The sequence below is a fragment of the Bacillus sp. FSL R10-2780 genome, from assembly GCF_038006125.1.
Taxonomy (GTDB): domain Bacteria; phylum Bacillota; class Bacilli; order Bacillales; family Bacillaceae_G; genus Bacillus_A; species Bacillus_A cereus_U.
The window spans coordinates 1,165,668-1,188,043 of record NZ_JBBOUQ010000001.1 but is presented as its reverse complement, the minus strand read 5'-3'; the positions used below and the strand labels follow the sequence as shown (position 1 = coordinate 1,188,043).

Sequence of the window (22,376 nt, the reverse complement as noted above, 5' to 3'; positions counted from 1 at the left end):
TATATAAAAACATTATTAAATTCATTTGAACTTTATTGAAAAAACGTTATACCGATTTGGTACGATGCTCAAAGTAATGATAGATCCTTTCAATTTGACAATCCTATTTCACCACAAACCGCGTCTGACTACAGCCATCCTTCTGCTTCGTTACTTCTAATACAGCTGGCATTGCGTTTTTCAGTTCTTGAACGTGTGAAATTACGCCGATAAATCGGCCTGATTTTTGCAAGTCGATTAGGGCGTCAACTGCTTTCGTTAATGACTCTTCATCTAATGAGCCGAATCCTTCATCGATAAACATCGTTTCGATGGAAATACCACCCTCATACGCTTGAATTACATCTGCCATTCCAAGCGCTAAGCAAAGTGATGCGTTAAATTTTTCACCGCCAGATAATGTTTTTACATCTCGAGTTTGACCTGTATATGCATCGTATACATCTAAGCCTAATCCACTTTGTCGATTCCTCTTTTCAACTCGTTCGCTTCGTTTTAAATAAAATTGTCCATTTGATAATTTACGTAGTCGTTCGTTCGCAATTTGAACAATTTGTTCTAAATACTCAATTAAGATGTAACGTTCAAAGGATATACGACTATCGTTATCCCCTTTCATTACTTCATATAAATCAACAAGTTCTTGGAATGCTTTTTCTTCCTCATGAATTTGTTCATCAATTCGTTTAATATTTTCATGTAAATCCGTAATATATGATACGGCATTTTGAGCACGTTGCCGTTTCTCTTTAATAATATCAAGGTGAATTTCCAATTCTTTCACTTGCTCATCTAATGAAGAAATGTCCATATACTCTTTATCTTTTAATTCTGCCTTTAATTCTTCAATTTGTTTTGTAAGTACTTCTAGAGATGAGTAATAACTTCGGATTTCTTGTTGTAACTTATCCATCTCAGCATCATTTAATTTGGATTCTGTATATGTTAATTGATCTGTAAATCCGCTTTGTTCTAGCTCTTTCATAAAGCGTGTGAAAGTCTCTTCTTTCTTCTCTTTTGCACCATTAAATTGATTAGAAGCACTATCATGTTCTGCTTGAATACGTATATTTTCATTTTGCCAATGTTGATACGCTTCTTGTACTTTCTCCCATTCATCTTCCATGAACCTGAGTTCTTGCAGAGCTTGGTCAAACTGTACTTTCCAAGCTTGTACCGTTTGCAAGCTTTCCGGAATATTTTGCTTATCATGTTCATATGACGTACGAAGCTGCATACACTCCATTTCAGTACGGTGCTGCATTGTTTCTACTTCACGCTTTTGTTTCTGGAGTTCTTCTACTTTTTCTTCTACGCTTTTTATATTCACAGCAATTTGCTTACGCGTTTCTTCACTTGCTTTTAACGCATTAACATCTGCTGCTAATTGCTTTCCTTTTTGAACGAGCGCCCTATATGTTTCTACTAATTCTTCTGCGCGATACCCTCGCTTTAGCACTTCTTCTATCACTTGTTCATATTGAACTCGATAGAAATTCCACTTTTCTTCTAATTGAACATGTGATTTTTCCGCAACGTTTTTCTTTTCTCTTAGCCCATTTAACTCTTTTTCATCAATGGCATTACTTTGCTCTGTAGCTTTTTTCGGGTGATCCATACTACCACATACTGGACAAGATTCACCATCATGTAAATGAAGAGCTAATATACCAGCTTGCTCACTTAACCAGCGGCGTTCCATATCTTCATACGCACTAACTGCCAGTTGCATCTTATGAAATGCAATTTCTTTTTCTTGCTCGTATTTTTGTTTTTCTTGCCATACATCATATGCCTGCTTTAATACTTTTGCATCTTCTCGCATATTCGTTAGTTCTTCTACTTTAGCTACATATTGTTCCAGCGCTACTTCTAATTGCTGTAATTCGCCAGACATTCTTTGTTTTTCATTTGTATGCGCTTCTATTTGCTCATCTAACTTTTGCATACCTTCTTTTAATTTTCCTATTTGAATCTCAGCATTTTGCAAATTTAACTTTTTCTCAGCTAATGATGCAATAATTGGTTGTAACTCTTCTAGTCTTTGAACTTGTTTTTTAGCATTTTCTCGCTCGGATGCCTTATTCTTTAATGCTTCATATTTCTCCTGAGCAAGTGCAAAACTGTTCATTATATGTTCTTTTTTTGCGATTATCTGTTTTAACAAACTTTCAGACTGCTGTTCATGTTGCATCGCTTCCTCATACCATTGCTCAAATGGTAATAATCGCTTCGCCTGTTCCGCATGTTTAAAAGATTTTTCTTTCATTTCGATTACGGCACGGTTTTCTTGTAAAGTACTGTACTTCTCATTCTTTTGTTCTAAATCTTTGAATTTCTCATTTACAGCTTTTGCTGCATGAAAACGTGCCTCTGCTTCTTTTAATTGTTTCGTTTTGTCATTTTGTTCTAAGTGTAATTGCTCAACCTCTGCATTGTACCAAATTGTTTCTTGTTCTAATGCCTCTACTACTTGATGTGTATTTACATGCTCTTGCTCCACTAATGTCTCTAATAATGCCCCATTACGTATTGGTAATTTAAATACATTACGGAAATATAGCTCACGTTCTTTTTGTTTTTCTTGTAAGACGTCTTTCCATTGTTTACGCTTTTGATCTAATATCTCACGCATTAATTTATAACGATCTGTTTTAAAAATGCGGCGTAGTATTTCTTCTTTATTTTCCGTTTCAGATGTTAATAATTTTCGGAACTCTCCTTGCGGTAACATGACAATTTGGCTAAATTGATGTTTACTTAATCCAATTAAATCTTCAACTTTTTTATTTACATCCGTTACATGAAAACGATCGACACATGGAACTTTTTCCTCATCAATTACTTCATATAATTCGACTGCATGTCCTGTAATTGTTTTATTTCCTTGTTTTTTATGGCCCAGTTGTCGTTTAATTTCATAACTTTTCCCTTTTAATTGAAAAGTTAATTCCACACTTGTATAAACATCATCATCAGCAAATTGGCTACGAAGCATGTTTGTATCACTGCGCTCTTCTCCACTAGCCTCTCCATATAATACATAACAAATCGCATCAAAAATCGTTGTCTTTCCAGCTCCTGTATTTCCAGAAATAGCGAAAATACGATGCTCACCAAGATCTTTAAAATCGATTACTTCTTTCTGTTTATATGGACCAAATGCGGTCATTATAAGCTGAATCGGTCTCATCCTCGCTCACCTTCCCGTTCTTGCACTGTTTGCAAAACATCTAAAAATAGACGTTCTTTCTCTTCTGATAAATCTAGCCCTTTCATTTCTTTATAAAATGCTTTTAAAAGAGATAAATCATCCGTTTTATGCCTTGAAACAGTTACTTCATTTTCATCTGTGAACTCTCGTCTTTGAATAGATCTTTCAACATACATTGCATTTGGGTATACAGAACGTATTTTTTCCATTGGCTGCAAGACAGGATTTTCATCTAATAATTTCACAAATACATAATCTTCATTTACTGGATGAAGTAATAAATCGTCTATTTTCGCTTCTACTGTACGCATTTTACGACGCGGTGTAAGTAAACGTTTTTCAATTGTTGTTTCACCTTTTTCATCCAGTTCCACATTATAATATCCTTTTTTATGCTTTTCTTCAGAAATAGAATATGCAAGTGGCGAACCTGAATAACGAATTGTCTCATTACGTACAAAATGTGCTTGATGTAAATGGCCAAGCGCCGTGTAATGGAACTTATCAAAATAATGGCTATTTACATATTCAGCACCACCAATTGAAAGTGGGCGTTCCGCATCACTCGTATTTTCCTCTGCCTCTCCTGAAGAAGTTACAAATGCATGTCCTACAAATATGTGTCTCGCTTCTTTATCCATCGTTTCAGAGAGTTCGTTCATAAAAATACGCATCGCATCATCATGAGAACGAACATCTTCATTTTTCAATATATGTCTAACAATACTTGGGTCTGCATACGGAACGAGATGGAATTGAACCTCTCCGTATTCATCATTTAAAACAACAGGATTGTATGGAAACTGGAATTGTCCAACAATATGTAATCCTTGTTTTTTCATTAAATTACTACCAAAATGTATGCGGTCCGGACTATCATGGTTTCCTGCAACTGCGATTACTGGTGTTTGTAAATCAATAACTATCTTTTGTAATACATCATTTAATAAGTCTATTGCTTCTGTAGGTGGAATTGCTCGGTCATATAAATCTCCTGCAATAATTACAGCATCCGGTTTTTCCTCTTCAACAGCTTGTACAAACTGATCTAACACAATTTTTTGATCTTCAGTCATATATACACCATGAACAAGCTTACCTAAATGCCAATCCGCTGTATGAAAAAACTTCATATTACCCTTCTCCTTTTAGTTTACTGATTGTAGTGAAACAAGCTGATAGTTTAGTGTAGTTTTTCCGTTCTCCCATTCTAACTTTTGGACAATTGCACTACCGATTCTTTCTTCGTTTGATTTATATAAAGGTAATACTTCTTGAATAGTAAATAGATGATAACCATCTAAAATTAATTGAAATAAATTATCTTCTATATGTAATCTTACTTCTTTTTCATTTGAAATAATTTTTGTGTGCATCTCAAATTTCATGCTAGATACAACCCCTTTTTTTCTAATCTCTACATTTTAATAGTATAGTGGTCATGCAAGATTGACAAGTAAATACACTACGATGTACATACTTTTTTATTTATAAATATTTTATGTTTTTTTACATAAAATACGGTATGTGAAATTCTTAATCTACAAAAATAAAAATGCCCTTTCAGGCATCCTTATTTTTGTAAGTACTCTTTCATAACGTAGTACAATACAGTTATTAACACAATCGCTACAAAAAACGCGAATACGGCCACAACATACCCATCTTTATTTAATAAAAAACATATGGAAATAGATATTATAAAAATCGGAAACACGAGACGTACCTTATCCTTCACTTCTTCTGTCGTATCTGTATGATGAAAATACTGTGTAATTCCTACCATAAGAGATGACAAAATAATAACCGACAATAGTAAAGGTCCTGGCATTCCGATCTCTCCTTTCTCTATTTCTAATTATATACAAACCCCACGATATTTAAAAGTTAGATAATTCAGCCTTTTAATCTTTTCTACATCCACTCTTTAATGTATTGTTACCCCACGTATACTAACTCAATTTAAGTTATACATATAATAGCGCCTTCAACACGACGTTTTCAAATAATAGCACTTACAGTAATGTTGTAATATTCCTCTTCATTCTCTGAAATCCTGCAAATATAACTCGTCAAAATATGCAATAAATAATAACATTAAGCACCTAATTTAGACAAAAATTATAGAGGACATTTCAGCATGTATCAAGAAATAAGAATAAGAAGATAAGTAAGGGAGGATTTATAATGACTGAACACGTTTTATTTTCTGTTAGCGAAAACGGCGTTGCATCAATTACTTTAAACCGTCCAAAAGCACTCAATTCTTTATCCTATGACATGTTACAGCCAATTGGGCAAAAACTTAAAGAATGGGAACAAGATGAGCGTATTGAACTCATCGTTTTAAAAGGAGCTGGGACGAAAGGTTTTTGTGCAGGTGGTGATATTAAAACGCTATACGAAGCACGTTCTAACGAAGTTGCATTACAACATGCAGAGCAGTTTTTTGAAGAAGAGTATGAAATTGATACATTTATTTATCAATACAAAAAACCAATTATCGCTTGTTTAGATGGAATCGTAATGGGCGGTGGTGTCGGTCTGACAAATGGAGCTACGTATCGAATTGTAACAGAGCGTACGAAGTGGGCAATGCCTGAAATGAACATCGGTTTCTTCCCTGATGTAGGTGCTGCTTATTTCTTAAATAAAGCGCCTGGATATACTGGCCGATATGTTGCTTTAACAGCATCCATTTTAAAAGCTCCTGATGTATTATACATTAACGCTGCTGATTACTTTATGACATCAGATTCATTACCAAATTTCCTTACCGCACTTGAAAATGTAAATTGGCAAAAAGAAGATGTACATACTCATTTAAAAGAAGTTATTCGTACATTTGCAACCGCTCCAAACTTAGATGGCAATCTTTCTTCTTTATTAGAAGAAATTAATTCGCATTTTGCATTCGATACAATTGAAGGAATCATTCAATCTTTAGAGAAAAATCAAAGTCCATTTTCCCAAACAACGAAAGAACAGTTATTATCAAAATCCCCTGTTTCATTAAAGGTAACATTAAAACAGTTTATCGATGGCCAAGAAAAGTCAGTTGAAGAATGTTTTGCGACAGATCTTATACTCGCTAAAAATTTCATGCGACATGAAGATTTCTTTGAAGGAGTACGCTCCGTTGTAGTTGATAAAGACCAAAATCCAAATTATAAATATAAACACTTAAGTGATGTTTCAGAAGAAGATGTAAATCGATTCTTTAACTTACTTAACGCCTAAACAAAGAGGTCATATATTGTAGCTCACTCTCAGCTACTCTATATGGCCTCTTCTTTTCAGTTAAATAATTTTAAATATAATTTAATTTTATTTAAATAAAATGTATGTTAAACTAACGTTAATCGAATTTTCTAAAAACAACAAAGGAAGGCGGATAACATTATGGAAAATTTTTTTCTGTTTATTATTATGTCTATATGTCTTATTATTCTACCCGGTCCTGATACAGCAATGGCTACGAAAAACACATTGGTTGCTGGCAAAATCGGCGGCGTAAAAACTGTTTTTGGTACTTGTGTTGCGCTTTTAATTCACACTTTAGCTGCTGTAATTGGTCTTTCAGCACTTATTGTAAAGTCTGCTCTTTTATTTTCTATTTTTAAATATGTTGGTGCTGTATATTTAGTCTATATTGGTATTAAAGCCCTTTTAGCAGTAAGAAACACAGAAGACTTAAATACAAATGACGTTCCAATAAATAATGACAATAAACATACTTCTTGCTTTCGCCAAGGGTTTCTTACAAATTTACTAAACCCTAAGATTGCAGTCTTCTTTTTAACTTTTTTACCACAGTTTTTAAATCCAAATCATAATACATTTATACAACTTCTCGTTATGGGACTTACTTATCTCATTTTAACAGTCATTTGGTTTGCTTTTTATATATTTTTAATTGATAAAATTAGTGCTTTTATGAAAAAACCGAAGACACAGCGTTATATTCAAGGAATTACAGGAATCGTCTTAATTGGGTTTGGTATTAAATTGGCCTTTGAAAGAAATAGTTAACACAATACAAACGAAAATACACTACTCCATTATGGGTAGTGTATTTTCGTTTGTATTATTTTTATAATGAGTGGGAATGCACCCCACTCATTATCATTTCACTTTATTAAAACCAGCGCTCAGTTACAACTTTTTTGCGTGTATAAAATTGAACGCCATCCGTACCATTTGTACCAAGATCCCCAAAGAATGAAGCTTTGTTTCCTGCAAATGCGAAGAATGCCATTGGTGCTGGAACGTTTACGTTTACACCGATCATACCAGCATCGATGTTATCACGGAATGTTTGTGCATGCTTACCATTTGATGTATAAATAACAGCACCATTCGCAAATTTCGATTGATTTGTCAGCTTAATACCTTCTTCTAAATCTTTAACTCTTACAATACTTAATACCGGAGCGAAAATTTCATCTTGCCAAATTTTCATTTCTTGATTTACGCCATCAAAGATTGTTGCACCAACAAAGTAACCTTCTCCAACTTCTTCATTGATTTTACGGCCATCTACTAGTAAAGTTGCTCCATCTGCTACACCACTATTAATATAGCCTAAAACACGTTCTTTATGAGATTCACGGATTAATGGTCCAACATAATTATCTTCGTTGAAACCGTCACCTACTTTTAACTTCTTCGTTTCTGCTACTAATACATCAATGAATTCATCAGCAATTTCATCAACTACTGCTACTACTGAACATGCCATGCAGCGCTCTCCACTACTTGCGAACGCAGACCCAATTACACCTTGTACTGTTTTCTCAAGGTTGCAATCTGGCATAACAACCGCATGGTTTTTCGCACCTGCTAACGCTTGTACACGTTTACCATTTTTTGTACCAGTTTCATATACGTAGCGTGCCACTGGCTCAGAGCCAACAAACGAAACTGCTTGAATATCTTTATTTTCTAAAATACTATTTACAACATCTTTTCCGCCTTGTACTAAATTTAATACCCCTTTTGGAAAACCAGCTTCATAGAATAACTCTACAAGTCGCTCAGCTAAAAGTGGTGTTCTTTCAGATGTTTTTAATACGAATGTATTACCGCAAGCAATTGCAAGTGGGAACATCCATAACGGAATCATCATCGGGAAGTTAAACGGTGTAATACCAGCAACAACTCCGATTGGGTAGCGCCAAATCGATCCATCAATTCCGTTAGCAATATTCGGAAGGGCTTGTCCCATCATTAAATTTGGTGCTGATGTTGCAAGTTCTACCGCTTCAATACCACGCTGTACTTCACCAGTTGCATCCGTTAGCGTTTTACCGTTTTCTAGCGTAATGATTTTTGCAAGCTCATCTTTATTTTCTTGTAACAGTTGTAGATATTTGTATAGTTGTCTTGAACGATTTGGAACTGGCACTTTAGACCATGTTTCGTATGCCGCTTTTGCCGCTTCAACAGCTTTTTCAACATCTTCTTTTGGAGAAAGTGGAACGTAAGCGATGATTTTTCCAGTTGCCGGATTCGGAACCGCTTCTACTTCAGTACCAGTAGATTCTACCCATTCGCCATTAATATGATTTTTCACGCGTTTAATTTCAGTTGTAATCATTATATTCTCTCCTTTTTTATCATGATTTTTATAAGTGCACTATTTTTGATTAGAAATTAATTGTTCGCTAACTTTCTTATATAAAGCAGCCATATCGTTTTCACCATATCCTGCCTCACTCGCTTCTTCATATACGTTTAATAGCATCTCACTTACTGGTAAGTGAAGTTCACTTTCTTTAGCTAACTCTACCGCAAATCCTAAATCTTTCTTCAATAAATTTACAGTAAAGCCAGGCTCATAATTTTCTGATGCAATAAAACTTTTATAATTACGCTCATAAATTCTACTTTGACCGTAACTTACATTTAAAATATCAAACATTTTATCTAAATCCATATTGTTCTTTTTCGCTAATGTTAAAGCTTCACTCACACCAGCTGTATAAAAACCAATTAATAGATTGTTAATTAATTTAACAGTTGTACCGCTATCAATCTGCTCACTAACATGGAAAACATTCGCTCCAAGTACTTCCATGACAGATTCAGTTTTTTCATATACTTCTTTCGATCCACCAACCATAAACGTTAATGTACGGTTTTCTGCACCAATTACCCCGCCACTAACAGGTGCTGCTAAAAAGTCTACTTTCTTTTCCTTCGCCGATTCCTCTAATTGTTTGTTTAATTGTGGAGATACTGTACTTGTATCAATTAAAGCTACATTCGAATGGCTATTTTCAAATAATCCTTCTTCCCCAAAATATACCGCTTCCACAGCACGAGGTGAAGGTAAACTTGTAAAAATCACATCGCATGTCTCTGCTAGTTTTGAGATTGATAAGCCGATAATTCCTCCTTCTTTTTCAAAGGAAGCTTCAGCCTCTTTATTCAAGTCCACTCCATATACTGTGTAGCCCGATTTAACTAAATTTTTAGACATTGGAAGACCCATGTTACCTAAACCGATAAAACCAATCTTTTTCATATCGCTTTCCTCCTATTTACACAATATATTTCCCGCGATTTATAATAACTTTCGCAATGTCTCTCTTTTTCGTAAATAAGTTCGAGTATAAAGGCACTAATAATTGACGGATTTCAGCTAATATTTCTTGTCTATTTTGTTCTTCTGTGACAGCTGCTGAAAGAATGGAAATCGAAGCTTCTTCTACTTTACGATATCCTTCTTCACAAATAACATCTGTTATCATTTGCTTCGTACGCTCTTTTTCCTCACCATTTTTACTAACTGCTTTCCTCGTACGTAAAAATGCTGATTCCATGACGTACACGTCCGTCAACATATTTGATAGTACACGTGAATATTCTTGCTCCTGATCAATTTTTAAGTCCGGAGTTTTAGAGAGCGTTTTCAAAGATTGTTTCAACAATTTTTTCGATAATAAAATGTAACGATGGTTTCTTTCTACATTTGATATATCACTTTCTACTACATGATCTTCAATTTGCTCAAATTGTTTCATTAACATTTTAGCAACTGTTAATCTATTAATTTCGTTCGTTCCTTCAAAAATACGGCTAATTCTAGCATCACGATATAAACGTTCTACTTCGTATTCTTGCATATAACCGTATCCACCATGAATTTGTACAGCCTCATCTACAATATTGCCAAGTGTTTCAGAAGCATTTACTTTATTCAGTGCACATTCAATTGCAAATTGGGACATTTTTTTCATAAGATCTTCATCACTCTCATGAATTGCTTCATCAATTACACCCGCTGTACGGTAAGCTGCACTTTCTGCTCCATATGTAGAAATAATCATATTTGCAATTTTCTCTTGAATCATCGTAAAATCTACTAATTCTGTTTGGAACTGCTTTCGTTCCTTTCCATATTGAACTGACAAACCAATTGCTTGTTTTGCTGTTCCAATATTTCCAAAAGCAAGTTTTAGTCTCGCGAAGTTAAGAATATTAAGAGCTACGTGATGCCCTTTCCCAACTTCCCCTAAAACATTTTCAGCGGGGATAACAACATCTTCTAAAATAAGCGTCGCTGTTGAAGAACCTTTAATCCCCATCTTCTTTTCTTCTAATCCTATTGATACACCTTCACATGTTCTTTCGACAATAAACGCTGTCATTCCTTTATTTGTCTTCGCAAAAACAACGTATACATCTGCCATATGAGCATTTGTAATCCACTGCTTCTCACCATTCAACTTCCAAGCAGTACCCTCTTCATTCAATACTGCACTCGTTTTTGCACTTAATGCATCAGAACCAGCATTTGGCTCAGTTAAAGCATAAGCCCCAATCCATTCTCCCGATGCGATTTTCGGTAAATATTTTTCTTTCTGTTCTTTCGTTCCGTAATATATGTAAGGCAATGTACCTACACCGGCGTGTATATTAAAAGAAACGCTAAATGCACCAGCGTAACCCATTTTCTCTGCTACAAGACCTGAGACAGCCTTTCCTAACTCGAATCCACCATAATCTTCTGGTACCTCAATGCCTAATAATCCAAGTTCCCCAGCTTTCTCAAATAATTGACGAGAAACTTTATAGTTATGTTGTTCAATATTCTCCATTTGTGGGACAATTTCTTGTTTAACGAATTGTTCTGTCGTTTTTGCAATTAAATCTTCATCCCCTGAAAAATCTTCTGGTGTAAAGAAAGTATTATTCACATCTTTATTGAGTGAAAAAAATTCATCCCATGGTAACTTCGTTTTCTCCATCTGAATCCCCCTATCATTTCGGCCTTCATTGCTTTTTGCATATGCTCGTCTACGATGAGTGGAATATCTTACTATTGAAAACAGAAGGCGATGATTTTTCACATCAAGCAGTTCGTTTTGCCAAAGATGTATTCTCATCGCCTAAATCCTTCTACCTATTGATCTTCAGATAATACTGTTTTTGCAATTCCAGTATCTAAGTCTTCAAAGTCATGATATGAAATTGTTTCATATAACTCACTTCTCGTTTGCATATTAGAAAGCGCATCTTTTTGAGAACCTGTCTCTTTAATTAGCGTAAACACATTCTCATATGCTTTTGCAGCAACACGAAGTGAAGTTACAGGATAAATTACCATTTGGAAGCCCATATTCGCAAATTCCTCTGCACTATAATATGGTGTTTTCCCGAACTCAGTCATATTTGCTAGTAAAGGTGCATTCACTTTGCTAGTAAATAAACGGAATTCTTCTTCCGATTGAAGCGCTTCTGGGAATATTGCATCTGCCCCTGCTTTTACATATGCGTTCGCTCTTTCAATCGCTGCATCTAATCCTTCCACGCCGCGAGCATCTGTGCGTGCTACAATATATAAACTTGGCTCAACTTCTTTAATCGCTTTAATTTTTTGAACTAATTCTTCTGTAGTAACAAGTTTCTTACCATTTAAATGTCCACATTTCTTTGGTAATTGTTGATCTTCAATCTGAACAGCCGCAATTTTCGCTTCCACCATTTCTACAGCTGTTCTCGCTACGTTTAGTACTCCACCAAATCCTGTATCAATGTCAACAAGAACTGGTAAATCTGTAGCTCTTACTAGATCCCTTGCTCTCTCTGCTACTTCAGTAGACGTCACGATTCCTAAATCTGGTAGCCCTTTACTTGCAGTATAAGCAGCTCCCGATAAATAAAGAGCTGAAAAACCTGTATTTTTCGCAACAAGAGCCGCCATTGCATCATGAGCACCTGGAATTTGTAAAATTTCATTTGCTTCTACTAAAGCTCGGAAGCGATTCGCAAGCTCCTCTTGTGTTGACTGTTTATTCACAACCCAAGCCATTCTAAATTCCCCCTATTATTAAATTAAGAATAGATCTACAAATTCGTTTACATTCATATTTTCTAGTTTTTCTTCATTTAGACAAACTTCATGAATTTTTTCTTGTTGCTTACTAGAATAATGACCTGCCATATTTGCAGTGAATTTTCGAACAACTTTTGGAATCGCTTCGTCTCTACGGAAACGGTGGCCAAGTGGGTATTCACATTCCACATTTTCTGTTACAGTACCATCTTTAAAATGAACTTGAACAGCGTTGGCGATTGAGCGCTTGTTCGGATCAAGGTAATCTAAACTGTACTGTTTGTTTTCAACAACAACCATCTTATTACGTAATTCATCTACACGTGGATCATTCGCTGCTACATCCTCATAATCATCCGCAACGATATCTCCTTTTAATAAACCAATTGCCGTAATGTATTGTAAGCAATGATCGCGATCAGCTGGGTTATTTAATGGTCCCTCTTTATCGATAATACGAATTGCTGATTCATGAGTTGTAATTGTAATACGATCAATTTCTTCTAATCTTTCTTTAATTTCAGGATATAATTTCACAGCACATTCTGCAGCTGTTTGTGCATGGAACTCTGCTGGGAATGACACTTTGAATAATACATTTTCCATTACATACGATTCTAGTGGTCTTGCTAATTTTAATTCCTGCTTATTAAATAATACATCTTGGAATCCCCATCCTGGCGCAGATAATGCTGTTGGGTAACCCATTTCACCTTTTAGAGCAGTCATTGCAAGATGAACACCGCGGCTCGTCGCATCTCCTGCTGCCCATGATTTACGTGAACCAGTATTTGGAGCATGACGATATGTACGAAGACTAGAATTATCAATCCACGCATGTGATAATGCATTAAAGATTTCTTCACGCGTTCCGCCAAGCATTTTCGCAACTACCGCAGTTGTTGCTACTTTTACGTATAATACATGGTCAAGACCAACACGGTTTAAGCTGTTTTCTAAAGCAAGTACACCTTGAATTTCATGTGCTTTAATCATCATTTCTAGTACTTCACGTACTTTTAATGGTTCTTTTCCTTCTGAAATACGAACACGGCTAATATAATCTGCTACTGCTAAAATTCCGCCTAAGTTATCAGATGGATGTCCCCATTCTGCTGCAAGCCAAGTATCGTTATAGTCTAACCAACGGATCATACATCCGATATTAAATGCGCCTTTTACTGGATCAAGTACATATGACGTACCTGGTACGCGTGTACCATTTGGCACGATTGTTCCTGGTACAACTGGTCCTAATAATTTTGTACACTCTGGATATTGTAGCGCTAAAATTCCGCATCCAAGTGTATCAAGTAATACGTAGCGAGCAGTGCTGAATGCTTCTGCACTTGTAACCTCTTTATTTAATACATAATCCGTAATTTCTTCTAATAATGCATCTTTTTGTTTAATTTCATTTGTTTTAATCATACTATTCTTCCCTTTCTGTCGAAAATTCGTTATTATTAATGATGGGTGTCGGTCAAACACCCATCTGGCGGGCGGCGCTAACAACTCCCCAGTTGTTTTTATTTACTAAATGCATGTCGCTCGCCAATATAATTTACACGTGGACGGAACAAACGATTGTTCGCATGTTGCTCAATTACGTGTGCACATAACCCTACTGTTCTAGAACTAAAGAAGATTGGTGTGTAAAGTTGAATTGGAATACCAAGCATCCAATATACTGGAGCAGCATAGTAATCAAGATTCGGATAAATACCTTTTTCCTTCTCCATAATCTTCTCTCCAGCTTCACACATTTCATATAGTGTATAATCGCCTTTTACATCACAAAGCTGTTTTAAAGCTTCCTTCATCATAAGTGCTCTTGGATCTATCTTCTTCATATATACGCGATGTCCAAAGCCCATAATTTTTTCTTTATTATAAAGTTTCTTCTGTAATAGTTCTTCAAATTTCTCAACATTGCCAGCTTCTAAAAGCATGTACATAACCGCTTCATTTGCACCACCATGTAAGCTTCCTTTTAAAGATGCAACTGCACCTGTAAGAGCACCGTATAAATCCGATTGTGTTGATGCAATTACGCGAGCTGTAAATGTAGAGTTTGGCATTTCATGTTCACTATATAAAACAAGGGAACGATCAAAGATCTTTTCCTCAAGTTCAGTTGGTTTTTTACCAGTTAACATATAGAAGAAATTCGCACTATATGACAATTCCTCAAGGGGCTGAATTGGCTCCTCATTATTTAAAATATGATAGCTATTCGCTACGATATTTGGCACTTTACTTAAAAGCTTGTACCCTCGACTTTTATTCACTTCTAACGAGCGGTTTTCGATATCACTATCGTAACCAGCTAATGCTGACACACCTGTACGTAACCCATCCATAGGATGCGTTTCTTTAGGCAATGCCTTTAGCACATTAAATACACCTTCTGGCACTGCATATTCTTCTTTTAATTTCTTTTCAATTGTTGCTTTTTCATCCTCACTCGGTAGCTGTTCTTCTAATAAAAGATGCACAATGTCTAAATACTCTTTTGTTTTTGAGAGTTCGATTAAATCATACCCTTGAATTACAATTTCACCTTTTACTGTGTCAAGAAACGAAATTTTCGTCTCCGCTGCTACTACACCATCTAATCCCGGGGAAAATTTTTCTTCAGCTTTCATCATTATTTCCTCCAATCCTAATAGATCTTCGTGCACATAACTGTAAGCCTTTACAATACTGTGAAACTACATTTCTCTATTTCAATGTATCAGAGTTTTTAGAAGATTTCAATTTATTTTATAATGATAAGTTTCCTATACTTTTACCGATGTAATAATACAATTTTTCAAAAATAACTTTCATCTTTTATAAAGAAAGGACAGACATCCTTTTACAATTTTCTAAAACGAAATATAGCAATTATCCATATAATCCCACTAAATACACCTTTAATCTCTTTTTCTTTAACAAATATAAAAAAACGAGCTGCATTCATGCACAGCTCGTTTTTTATAATATTTATTTCATATTCCCAAAAATATAATTCTTATATAAAATTTATTTATTTTCAATAAAATTATTATTTTACATAATTAAATTAAATTTCTTCCGTTCCTTTACGATAACTTACAACTAAATCATAGTTTTGAAAGTACCAAAGATTATCAAAATCTATAAAAATAAAATACCGTCTTTCTCAACTGACACTATTTCCCGAAATGGTTTCTCAGAAACAATTCCTAAAGAATATCCTGGATGAATTGCGCTATTTCCTCCGTACCTTACAATAAAGTGAAACTTTAATCAGTGGGGGGTTTTTTCATCCCCCACTGATTATTAGCCCACACCAATCGGGCGTTTACGGGCAGCAGGGCTCCTACCTAACTTCTTTGCTCCAGCCGAATTTTGAGGTGGGAGTCTTACTGCCCACAAATAGCGGGATAAATCAAATCGATTCATCATACTTTATACGCAATTCTTCCTTAAACCATCGTAGAGCATCATGTTCAATTGAAATTTTCATCTTCGCTCTTCCTGTTTACGCAAAATCTTTTTTGCCTAATCGTTGTTTTACAAAAACAACGAAAAGAATTAAAGCTATTAATCCAGAAATTGCACTACCAGCAAATAAAATACGGTAACCAAACATTTGTGAAACAACTCCAAGTAAAATCGCACCTAATCCAATACCTAAATCAAATGCGGTAAAGAATGAAGCGTTAGCAACTCCTCTTTTACTAGGATCAACAATTGTCAGCATCGCTGCTTGTAAAGCGGGCTGTGCTGAACCGAATCCAACACCGTATAATACCGCTGCGATAATTATACCCATTAAACTATTTGAAATAGTTAATACAACTATAGCTAAAATGGTAATACATAGTGCCGGGAGTATGATAAATACTTCTCCGTATTTATCTAATAGTTTTCCTGAAATCGGACGTACAATTGTTAAAGCAATTGCATATACAAGAAAGAACGTCCCAGGATTCACATCAATTGATGACGCAAATAACGGTAAAAATGTTGTTATGCCTCCGTATGCAAACGATAAAAAGAAAATAACAATTGTAATTGATAAAACAGATTTTTCAAATAGCTGGATTTTCCCTTTTTCTTTTTGTGGTGTAAATGGCATTTTCGTTATTAACGATAATACGACTGCCATAAAGGATAAAAGAGTTGCTAATAAGAATAGGCCATGAAATGAATAATTTTGTACAACCCATAATCCAATCATCGGGCCAATTGCCATCGCGATTGTCATCGCCATGCCATACCAGCCCATTCCTTCACCACGACGTGAATCTGGAATAATATCAGTTATCGCTGTTCCAACTGCTGTTGTAGAAACAGCCCACGTCACTCCGTGAATAACGCGTAAAACAGCTAAAAGGACAATAGTAGATGCTAAATTATACGAATACATCGTTAGCCCAAAAAATATGAGTCCGAAAATAATAAAAGATCTTCTACCATATTGATCTAACATTCCTCCAATAATCGGTCGTATTACAACTGCCGCTATTGTAAACATTCCCATCATCAGTCCAACTTGTGATTCATTTCCACCAATCTCTTTAATAAAGAGCGGTAGCGTTGGAACTAGTAAATAAAACCCTGTAAATAAAAATAACATCGCGATAGTCATTTGAATAAATGATTTCGTCCATAATCGTTCCATTAAAATTCCTCCATAAACACGTAAAATATTGCAATCAACACATCAATTGTATATTTTTCATGTTCCCTTGCCCTCCGCTAATGGACGTATCTTTTCATACTAAATGGTCTACCATCAATTTAAATTGGTCTTACGACTTTATACCTATGTTTTAAGCGAAAGCCCTATATATGTACCTTTATATGTTCTAAAAGAATATACTATTTTATTATTAAACTTAGGAGTGATCGTTTCATGTGGGTATCACCAAGAATAATTACTGCGGTTCCGTCAGTTCCTTCAATACATGTCCCCTCCGTTCATACAGCTAGTTCCGATGTTGGCATTGAGCTTCCTGCTACTTGGCAACAATTCCAAACTCCTGGGCAAGTCACCCCTGTTTATTGGAATCATAGCACACATCCTAGTAGTACTGGTTTTTATAACCCGGGCTATCCTCCAATACCTCCTACTCAAATTTTTTATCATTTCCCATCAATTTACTTTCAAAATTTCTATGGTACTTTTAATATTTAAAAAAATCGTAAGAAATCACGACCTTTTTAAATACAAAAAGCACGTAAGGAACCGCTTTTTGCGATTCCTTACGTGCTTTTCAAATACATTATTTATTGTCCATTATTGGCAGGGACTTCTCCTGTGTTCCCGCCAGTAGTTGGTGGCGTTGTTGCTGGTGGGGTTGGAGTTGTATTCCCTTGGCCTCCTCCACCGTTATTCGGTGGGGTAGTATTCCCTTGATCCCCACCGTTGTTCGGTGGCGTTGTATTCCCTTGGCCGCCACCGTTGTTCGGTGGCGTTGTATTTCCTTGGCCTCCACCGTTGTTCGGTGGCGTTGTATTTCCTTGGCCTCCACCGTTGTTCGGTGGCGTTGTATTTCCTTGACCATTTCCATTATTTTGTTCATTTTGCTTATTTAATTCATCTTGTTTCTTTTGCTCTTCTTGCTTCTTTAGCTCTTCTTGTTGCTTAAGTTCATCTTGTTTCTTTTGCTCTTCTTGTTTCTTAAGTTCTTCCTGTTTCTTTAATTCTTCTTGCTTTTTCTCTTCTTCAGTTTTTTGCTGTTGATCTTGCTTCGGTTGTTCAGTTGTATCCGGCACGCTCGTATTTGGAGATGAATCACGTTTTGCACCTTTTATACGTAACTCACTACCTTCTTGAATAACACTACTTGGCATTTTAAAGCGTGATTTATCTGTAGCCATCTCGCTCATCATTTCTTTAAAAATCAACTGTGCAATTTTCGTATTTTTACTACTAATATACTCGTCTTTACCATCTTTCATATATCCAGTCCATACTGCCATCGTATATTGCGGTGTATATCCTGCAAACCAACTATCACGAGTTGCACTTTCTGGTAGTTTATATTGCGCTATTTGTTTTGAAGAATAGTTTGTTGTACCTGTTTTACCTGCTAAATCTAAAGAACCTATATTAGCGGCAGTACCTGTTCCAGATGAAACAACAGAACGCATCATATCAGTAATCATATATGCTGTAGAATCGGCCATAACTTGTTTTGGTTTTTGTCCAAAACTTTGTGACTTGCCGTCTGGATAAACTACTTTCTTAACAAAATGTGGTTTCGTATACTTACCATCATTACCAAATGCCGCATAAGCACCTGCAATTTCAGTTGGTGACACTTCATTTGTACCAATAGCTGTTGATTCAGTCGGTGCTACATTAAATGTAATACCTAATTTCTCTGAGAATTCTTTTGATTTACTAATCCCTACTTCTTTCGCTGTTTTAATAGCCGGGATGTTACGTGACATTTTTAATGCATCACGCATTGTAACTGGTCCTAAATGACTTCTGTCTGCATTTCTAACTTCTTGACCATCTGAGTACTTAAACGGAGAGTCATCAATTTGATGATAAGTAGCCCATTTTAAATATTCAATAGCTGGAGCGTAATCAAAGATTGGCTTCATTGTCGAGCCAGCTGCACGATCTAATTCAATCGCCATATTATGTCCTTTAAATACTGCTTTATTTTCGCCGCGTCCACTACCTATAGCACGAACTTCTCCTGTTTTCGTATCCATAAATGTGAAAGCACCTTGGAAGCTCTCATTTGGATAATTAATAATATTTGTATTTAAAATATTATCAGCCAATTTCTGTGCTTTAGGATCCAATGTTGTATAAATTTCTAAACCGTCAGAACCAATATTAGCATCTGGTAGTTCTTTTTCTACTTCTTTCACAACCGCATCCATAAATGCAGGATATGGCATCGCTTGTAGTTCTGTTGCAGGCTTAAGTCCCTTTTCTACGTCAACTTTCGATGCTTCTTCCATTTCTTGTTTTGTTATATAGCCATGTCGATTCATTAACCCTAGTACAGTATTTCTTCTTTCTGTTGCCCTTTGAACATTTTCTTTTTTCGTTGGGTCATAGTTATTCGGCGCTTTCGGTAAACCGGCAAGCATCGCAACTTCTGGTAATGTTAACTCATTCAATTCTTTACCGTAGTAGTTTTGTGCTGCTGTTGCGATTCCATATGAACGGTTACCTAAATTAATTTTATTTAAATACATCTCTAATATTTCATGTTTTGAATACTGTTGTTCTAGCTTATACGCTAAATATATTTCCTGAACCTTACGCTTTGACGTTTTTTCCATCGATAAGAAGTAGTTTTTAATAACTTGCTGCGTTATCGTACTTCCACCTTGAGAGCCATAATCTCCTTTAAGACTAACTAAAACTGCACGTGTAGTCCCTTTGAAGTCTACTCCGCTATGCTCATAAAAACGTGCATCTTCTGTTGCTAAAAATGCATTTTCTACTAATTTAGGAATTTGATCATACGTAACATTCGTTCGCTTTTCTTTCCCATATTCATATACCAAATTCCCGTCTTTATCATAAATTTTTGAGGATAACGGATTAACAAGTTTTGTTTTCTCAAGTTTCGGCGCGTCCTTTATCATAACGAAAAAGGTAGCCACCCCTGCCACTAAACCTACAATACCTAGTAGTAAACAACTAATTAAAAATTTACGAAAAAACGATGTTTTACCTTTTGGTTTTTGTTTTTTAGAAGCTGGCTGTTTTTTCTTTTGAACTTGTCGTCGTTCCTCTCGAGAACGATAATTTTCTGACATGTTACTTTCTCCTGCCTTTCAATTCTCCCGTTGATTTACTTAAAAATATTGAGATCACTCTCACCGATACATTCAGTCAAGAAAGTGTATTGACCTGGATCATTCAATATTTTCCCAATTCACAGATTATACATTTTAGAATACTTCTTATACAAACTATTTTCACTCCTATTTTTTCTAATAATGCTGCACCTTAAAGCATAGAATGTAAGAAGTGTATTTTTAATACCTCGTATAAATAATATACCTTTTTTTCAAATGGTCAATATTTTCTTATTTATAAATCAAAGGTGAAATAAAAATAGCACAACGATATGTACTTCGTGTGAACTTCCCTATAATTACGTATAACGAACATTTAATATATTGCATATAGGTATAATACCCCTTTAATTATTAGGATTTCAACACGACAATCCCCTTCTCTACAAGAAACCATCTAAAATGAAAAGTAAGGAGTTGCGTAATGATGAAGCTTTCTCCCGTTATTTCAAAAAATTTAGTTGCTGTTGGCTATAATCCTTTTTCTATGATTTTACGTATTCAACTAAAGAATGGTATGTATGATTTCTTTAACGTGCCAGAAAGCATTTACACCGGTTTATTAAACGCACACTCTAAAAGTTATTATCATAATACTTATATTAAAAATTCTTACCGCTATACTAAAATTTAAACTTGATTGACATACAAAAAAGAAAGGCGAATCAAATTCCCTTTCTTTTTTGTATGTTTCCAATCGCAATTTACCTTCTATTTCTTTTATTAATTTCATCGTACGCCTGAACTTGTCTTTTAAGTCGCCTATCGGCTTTTTTATCATGTACGACAAGAACTGCATGTATCGCTCCTGGAACCCAAAAAATTAAGGTTAAAATGAAATTAATAATCGCTTGAAACGGCTTTCCGCAAAATAAAACAGCTACCGGCGGAAGTAGAATTGCTAATAAGTACATCATGTCTGAAAAACTCCTTACTGTTTATTTTTCAATTCTTACCCATCCATCTCCTACACTATCAAACCTATGAAATCATGTTATTTCTAAAAGCGTATGTAAGAACTCATCATTACAAAAATCACATATAATAGTATAACTAAATGAGGAGCCTCTCACTAACGTTAACAAGCTATTTTCACCTGTTCGTTTATATGTATATTCTACACCTATATGAAACAGCCTACAAAAAGAATTATCACATCAATCTTGTCCTATTTCTAAAATTGAAATACTCCAAACTTCATTTAAATGAGTATTTCATTGCCTTTTCTTAGATTCCAATCGTTGTTCCTCTACTATTTCAGTTAATCCAATTGCTGAAATTACAGTACCTATTGCCTGTATCCAAATACCTATTAGCCCTATTATACGTTGATTTTCTTTATCTATATTACTGTCTTCATTTCCCTTTTCTTCTTTTGATATATTGTGAATACCTTCATATGCTTGTAATCCTGCACCTAAACTTTGCATTGAATTCCCTAATACAATAATCCACTGTATTCCACTTATCTCATTCAATGCTACTTCTACTCCTAAAAAAGCTCCAATTGATTGCAAACTATTTCCAGTAATTATAAGGAAATCATTTTCTTTTATTTGTTCATTTAGATTAAAATACGTTCCTATTACATTAGAAATATTACCTAAAGCTAATAACTCAATCCCCGTTTTCGCTAGCGCTTTATTTTTATTATCTATAGTTACATCTTGCTTCTCACATTTATCTTCATCTTTCACATCAATAGTTGCTATAATTTGTAATATATATCCTAGGGCTTGTAATGAACTCCCTACAATAACAAGATCCGACTCAATCTTTTCTTCTCCTGCAAACCCTCTAGTTGTTCCAATAGCTGCTATAAGATTTCCTCCTACTTGAAACCATGCCCCTGTCAATTCTAAATCGCGTAGGTTCATTTCCCATCACCTATATTAAAATTTTCTAGTACATTCGAAATAAACAAATATCACCTTTAATTCATTATTTTATTTTTCATATGTAATTTTGTGCATCACATAATGTACTAATAATACAAAAAGAGCATCT

General features: G+C 35.1%; 18 protein-coding genes and 1 pseudogene. 4 read left to right on the top strand and 15 right to left on the bottom strand.

Going from position 1 to position 22,376, the window contains the following annotated elements; genetic code table 11:
• Positions 1 to 103: 103 nt before the first annotated feature.
• The 4 genes from NSQ47_RS06275 to NSQ47_RS06260 form a co-directional block, all read right to left on the bottom strand.
• Entirely contained in the window at positions 104 to 3,193 is a 3,090-nt protein-coding gene (locus NSQ47_RS06275; protein WP_341036378.1) for an SMC family ATPase, read from the bottom strand.
• Entirely contained in the window at positions 3,190 to 4,347 is a 1,158-nt protein-coding gene (locus NSQ47_RS06270) for an exonuclease SbcCD subunit D (RefSeq protein WP_341036377.1), read from the bottom strand. Before NSQ47_RS06270 ends, NSQ47_RS06275 begins: the two co-directional genes overlap by 4 nt.
• A 15-nt stretch (positions 4,348 to 4,362) precedes the next feature.
• Positions 4,363 to 4,602, bottom strand: a complete 240-nt coding sequence (locus tag NSQ47_RS06265; RefSeq protein ID WP_016104781.1) for a DUF2584 family protein — start codon at positions 4,600 to 4,602, stop codon at positions 4,363 to 4,365.
• Positions 4,603 to 4,787: 185 nt separating this feature from the next.
• Positions 4,788 to 5,045 carry a hypothetical protein gene (locus NSQ47_RS06260; RefSeq protein ID WP_001119412.1) on the bottom strand — a complete coding sequence of 86 codons (258 nt, stop codon included), beginning with the start codon at positions 5,043 to 5,045 and terminating at the stop codon, positions 4,788 to 4,790.
• 356 nt (positions 5,046 to 5,401) lie between these two features.
• Between NSQ47_RS06260 and NSQ47_RS06255 the strand changes: the two genes are divergently transcribed.
• Together NSQ47_RS06255 and NSQ47_RS06250 are read left to right on the top strand one after the other, a co-directional pair.
• Positions 5,402 to 6,454 carry an enoyl-CoA hydratase/isomerase family protein gene (locus NSQ47_RS06255; RefSeq protein WP_283747452.1) on the top strand — a complete coding sequence of 351 codons (1,053 nt, stop codon included), beginning with the start codon at positions 5,402 to 5,404 and terminating at the stop codon, positions 6,452 to 6,454.
• Positions 6,455 to 6,613: 159 nt separating this feature from the next.
• Positions 6,614 to 7,246, top strand: coding sequence for a LysE family translocator (locus NSQ47_RS06250; RefSeq protein ID WP_087946739.1), 633 nt, complete (start codon positions 6,614 to 6,616; stop codon positions 7,244 to 7,246).
• Positions 7,247 to 7,352: 106 nt separating this feature from the next.
• Here NSQ47_RS06250 and NSQ47_RS06245 read toward each other — a convergent pair whose 3' ends face one another.
• From NSQ47_RS06245 to NSQ47_RS06205, 8 genes and pseudogenes are all read right to left on the bottom strand, one after another.
• Positions 7,353 to 8,813: a CoA-acylating methylmalonate-semialdehyde dehydrogenase gene (locus tag NSQ47_RS06245; RefSeq protein WP_340823640.1), complete on the bottom strand. Its 1,461-nt coding sequence runs from the start codon at positions 8,811 to 8,813 to the stop codon at positions 7,353 to 7,355.
• Between the two features lie 39 nt (positions 8,814 to 8,852).
• Complete coding sequence (locus NSQ47_RS06240; RefSeq protein WP_016104779.1) at positions 8,853 to 9,743, bottom strand: NAD(P)-dependent oxidoreductase; 891 nt, start codon at positions 9,741 to 9,743, stop codon at positions 8,853 to 8,855.
• A gap of 16 nt (positions 9,744 to 9,759) precedes the next feature.
• Positions 9,760 to 11,469 (bottom strand): acyl-CoA dehydrogenase family protein, encoded by a 1,710-nt coding sequence (locus NSQ47_RS06235; RefSeq protein ID WP_033714149.1) that lies wholly within the window; start codon positions 11,467 to 11,469, stop codon positions 9,760 to 9,762.
• A 155-nt stretch (positions 11,470 to 11,624) separates the two neighbouring features.
• On the bottom strand, positions 11,625 to 12,533 hold the full coding sequence (gene prpB, locus NSQ47_RS06230; RefSeq protein WP_341036376.1) for a methylisocitrate lyase: 909 nt from the start codon (positions 12,531 to 12,533) through the stop codon (positions 11,625 to 11,627).
• An 18-nt stretch (positions 12,534 to 12,551) separates the two neighbouring features.
• Positions 12,552 to 13,988 (bottom strand): 2-methylcitrate dehydratase, encoded by a 1,437-nt coding sequence (prpD, locus tag NSQ47_RS06225; RefSeq protein ID WP_088078507.1) that lies wholly within the window; start codon positions 13,986 to 13,988, stop codon positions 12,552 to 12,554.
• 98 nt (positions 13,989 to 14,086) lie between these two features.
• On the bottom strand, positions 14,087 to 15,208 hold the full coding sequence (mmgD, locus tag NSQ47_RS06220) for a citrate synthase (RefSeq protein WP_341036375.1): 1,122 nt from the start codon (positions 15,206 to 15,208) through the stop codon (positions 14,087 to 14,089).
• A 416-nt stretch (positions 15,209 to 15,624) separates the two neighbouring features.
• Positions 15,625 to 15,818: pseudogene (locus tag NSQ47_RS06215) on the bottom strand (HesB/YadR/YfhF family protein); the annotation flags it as partial.
• A gap of 247 nt (positions 15,819 to 16,065) precedes the next feature.
• Positions 16,066 to 17,211 (bottom strand): MFS transporter, encoded by a 1,146-nt coding sequence (locus tag NSQ47_RS06205; RefSeq protein WP_204209282.1) that lies wholly within the window; start codon positions 17,209 to 17,211, stop codon positions 16,066 to 16,068.
• A 234-nt stretch (positions 17,212 to 17,445) separates the two neighbouring features.
• Between NSQ47_RS06205 and NSQ47_RS06200 the strand changes: the two genes are divergently transcribed.
• On the top strand, positions 17,446 to 17,727 hold the full coding sequence (locus tag NSQ47_RS06200; RefSeq protein ID WP_341036374.1) for a hypothetical protein: 282 nt from the start codon (positions 17,446 to 17,448) through the stop codon (positions 17,725 to 17,727).
• A gap of 92 nt (positions 17,728 to 17,819) precedes the next feature.
• On the opposite strand, the gene NSQ47_RS06195 is transcribed toward NSQ47_RS06200, so the two are convergent.
• Positions 17,820 to 20,327: a transglycosylase domain-containing protein gene (locus NSQ47_RS06195; RefSeq protein ID WP_002157940.1), complete on the bottom strand. Its 2,508-nt coding sequence runs from the start codon at positions 20,325 to 20,327 to the stop codon at positions 17,820 to 17,822.
• A 466-nt stretch (positions 20,328 to 20,793) separates the two neighbouring features.
• Here NSQ47_RS06195 and NSQ47_RS06190 point away from each other — a divergent pair, with 466 nt between their 5' ends.
• Complete coding sequence (locus NSQ47_RS06190) at positions 20,794 to 21,003, top strand: KTSC domain-containing protein (RefSeq protein WP_002157941.1); 210 nt, start codon at positions 20,794 to 20,796, stop codon at positions 21,001 to 21,003.
• A gap of 70 nt (positions 21,004 to 21,073) precedes the next feature.
• On the opposite strand, the gene NSQ47_RS06185 is transcribed toward NSQ47_RS06190, so the two are convergent.
• A complete protein-coding gene (locus NSQ47_RS06185; protein WP_002065263.1) occupies positions 21,074 to 21,286 on the bottom strand; it encodes a YqaE/Pmp3 family membrane protein in 213 nt (70 codons plus the stop codon).
• Positions 21,287 to 21,583: 297 nt separating this feature from the next.
• Positions 21,584 to 22,246: a DUF6944 family repetitive protein gene (locus NSQ47_RS06180; protein WP_002157943.1), complete on the bottom strand. Its 663-nt coding sequence runs from the start codon at positions 22,244 to 22,246 to the stop codon at positions 21,584 to 21,586.
• Between the last annotated feature and the right edge of the window lie 130 nt (positions 22,247 to 22,376).

Coding starts and splice junctions, on each gene's coding strand:
- NSQ47_RS06195 (WP_002157940.1), bottom strand. CDS start 20,327: ATGTCAGAAAATTATCGTTCTCGAGAGGAACGACGACAAGTTCAAAAG.
- NSQ47_RS06200 (WP_341036374.1), top strand. CDS start 17,446: ATGTGGGTATCACCAAGAATAATTACTGCGGTTCCGTCAGTTCCTTCA.
- NSQ47_RS06265 (WP_016104781.1), bottom strand. CDS start 4,602: ATGAAATTTGAGATGCACACAAAAATTATTTCAAATGAAAAAGAAGTA.
- NSQ47_RS06275 (WP_341036378.1), bottom strand. CDS start 3,193: ATGAGACCGATTCAGCTTATAATGACCGCATTTGGTCCATATAAACAG.
- NSQ47_RS06255 (WP_283747452.1), top strand. CDS start 5,402: ATGACTGAACACGTTTTATTTTCTGTTAGCGAAAACGGCGTTGCATCA.
- NSQ47_RS06260 (WP_001119412.1), bottom strand. CDS start 5,045: ATGCCAGGACCTTTACTATTGTCGGTTATTATTTTGTCATCTCTTATG.
- NSQ47_RS06190 (WP_002157941.1), top strand. CDS start 20,794: ATGATGAAGCTTTCTCCCGTTATTTCAAAAAATTTAGTTGCTGTTGGC.
- NSQ47_RS06235 (WP_033714149.1), bottom strand. CDS start 11,469: ATGGAGAAAACGAAGTTACCATGGGATGAATTTTTTTCACTCAATAAA.
- prpD (WP_088078507.1), bottom strand. CDS start 13,988: ATGATTAAAACAAATGAAATTAAACAAAAAGATGCATTATTAGAAGAA.
- NSQ47_RS06245 (WP_340823640.1), bottom strand. CDS start 8,813: ATGATTACAACTGAAATTAAACGCGTGAAAAATCATATTAATGGCGAA.
- NSQ47_RS06240 (WP_016104779.1), bottom strand. CDS start 9,743: ATGAAAAAGATTGGTTTTATCGGTTTAGGTAACATGGGTCTTCCAATG.
- NSQ47_RS06180 (WP_002157943.1), bottom strand. CDS start 22,246: ATGAACCTACGCGATTTAGAATTGACAGGGGCATGGTTTCAAGTAGGA.
- NSQ47_RS06185 (WP_002065263.1), bottom strand. CDS start 21,286: ATGATGTACTTATTAGCAATTCTACTTCCGCCGGTAGCTGTTTTATTT.
- NSQ47_RS06205 (WP_204209282.1), bottom strand. CDS start 17,211: ATGGAACGATTATGGACGAAATCATTTATTCAAATGACTATCGCGATG.
- mmgD (WP_341036375.1), bottom strand. CDS start 15,208: ATGATGAAAGCTGAAGAAAAATTTTCCCCGGGATTAGATGGTGTAGTA.
- prpB (WP_341036376.1), bottom strand. CDS start 12,533: ATGGCTTGGGTTGTGAATAAACAGTCAACACAAGAGGAGCTTGCGAAT.
- NSQ47_RS06270 (WP_341036377.1), bottom strand. CDS start 4,347: ATGAAGTTTTTTCATACAGCGGATTGGCATTTAGGTAAGCTTGTTCAT.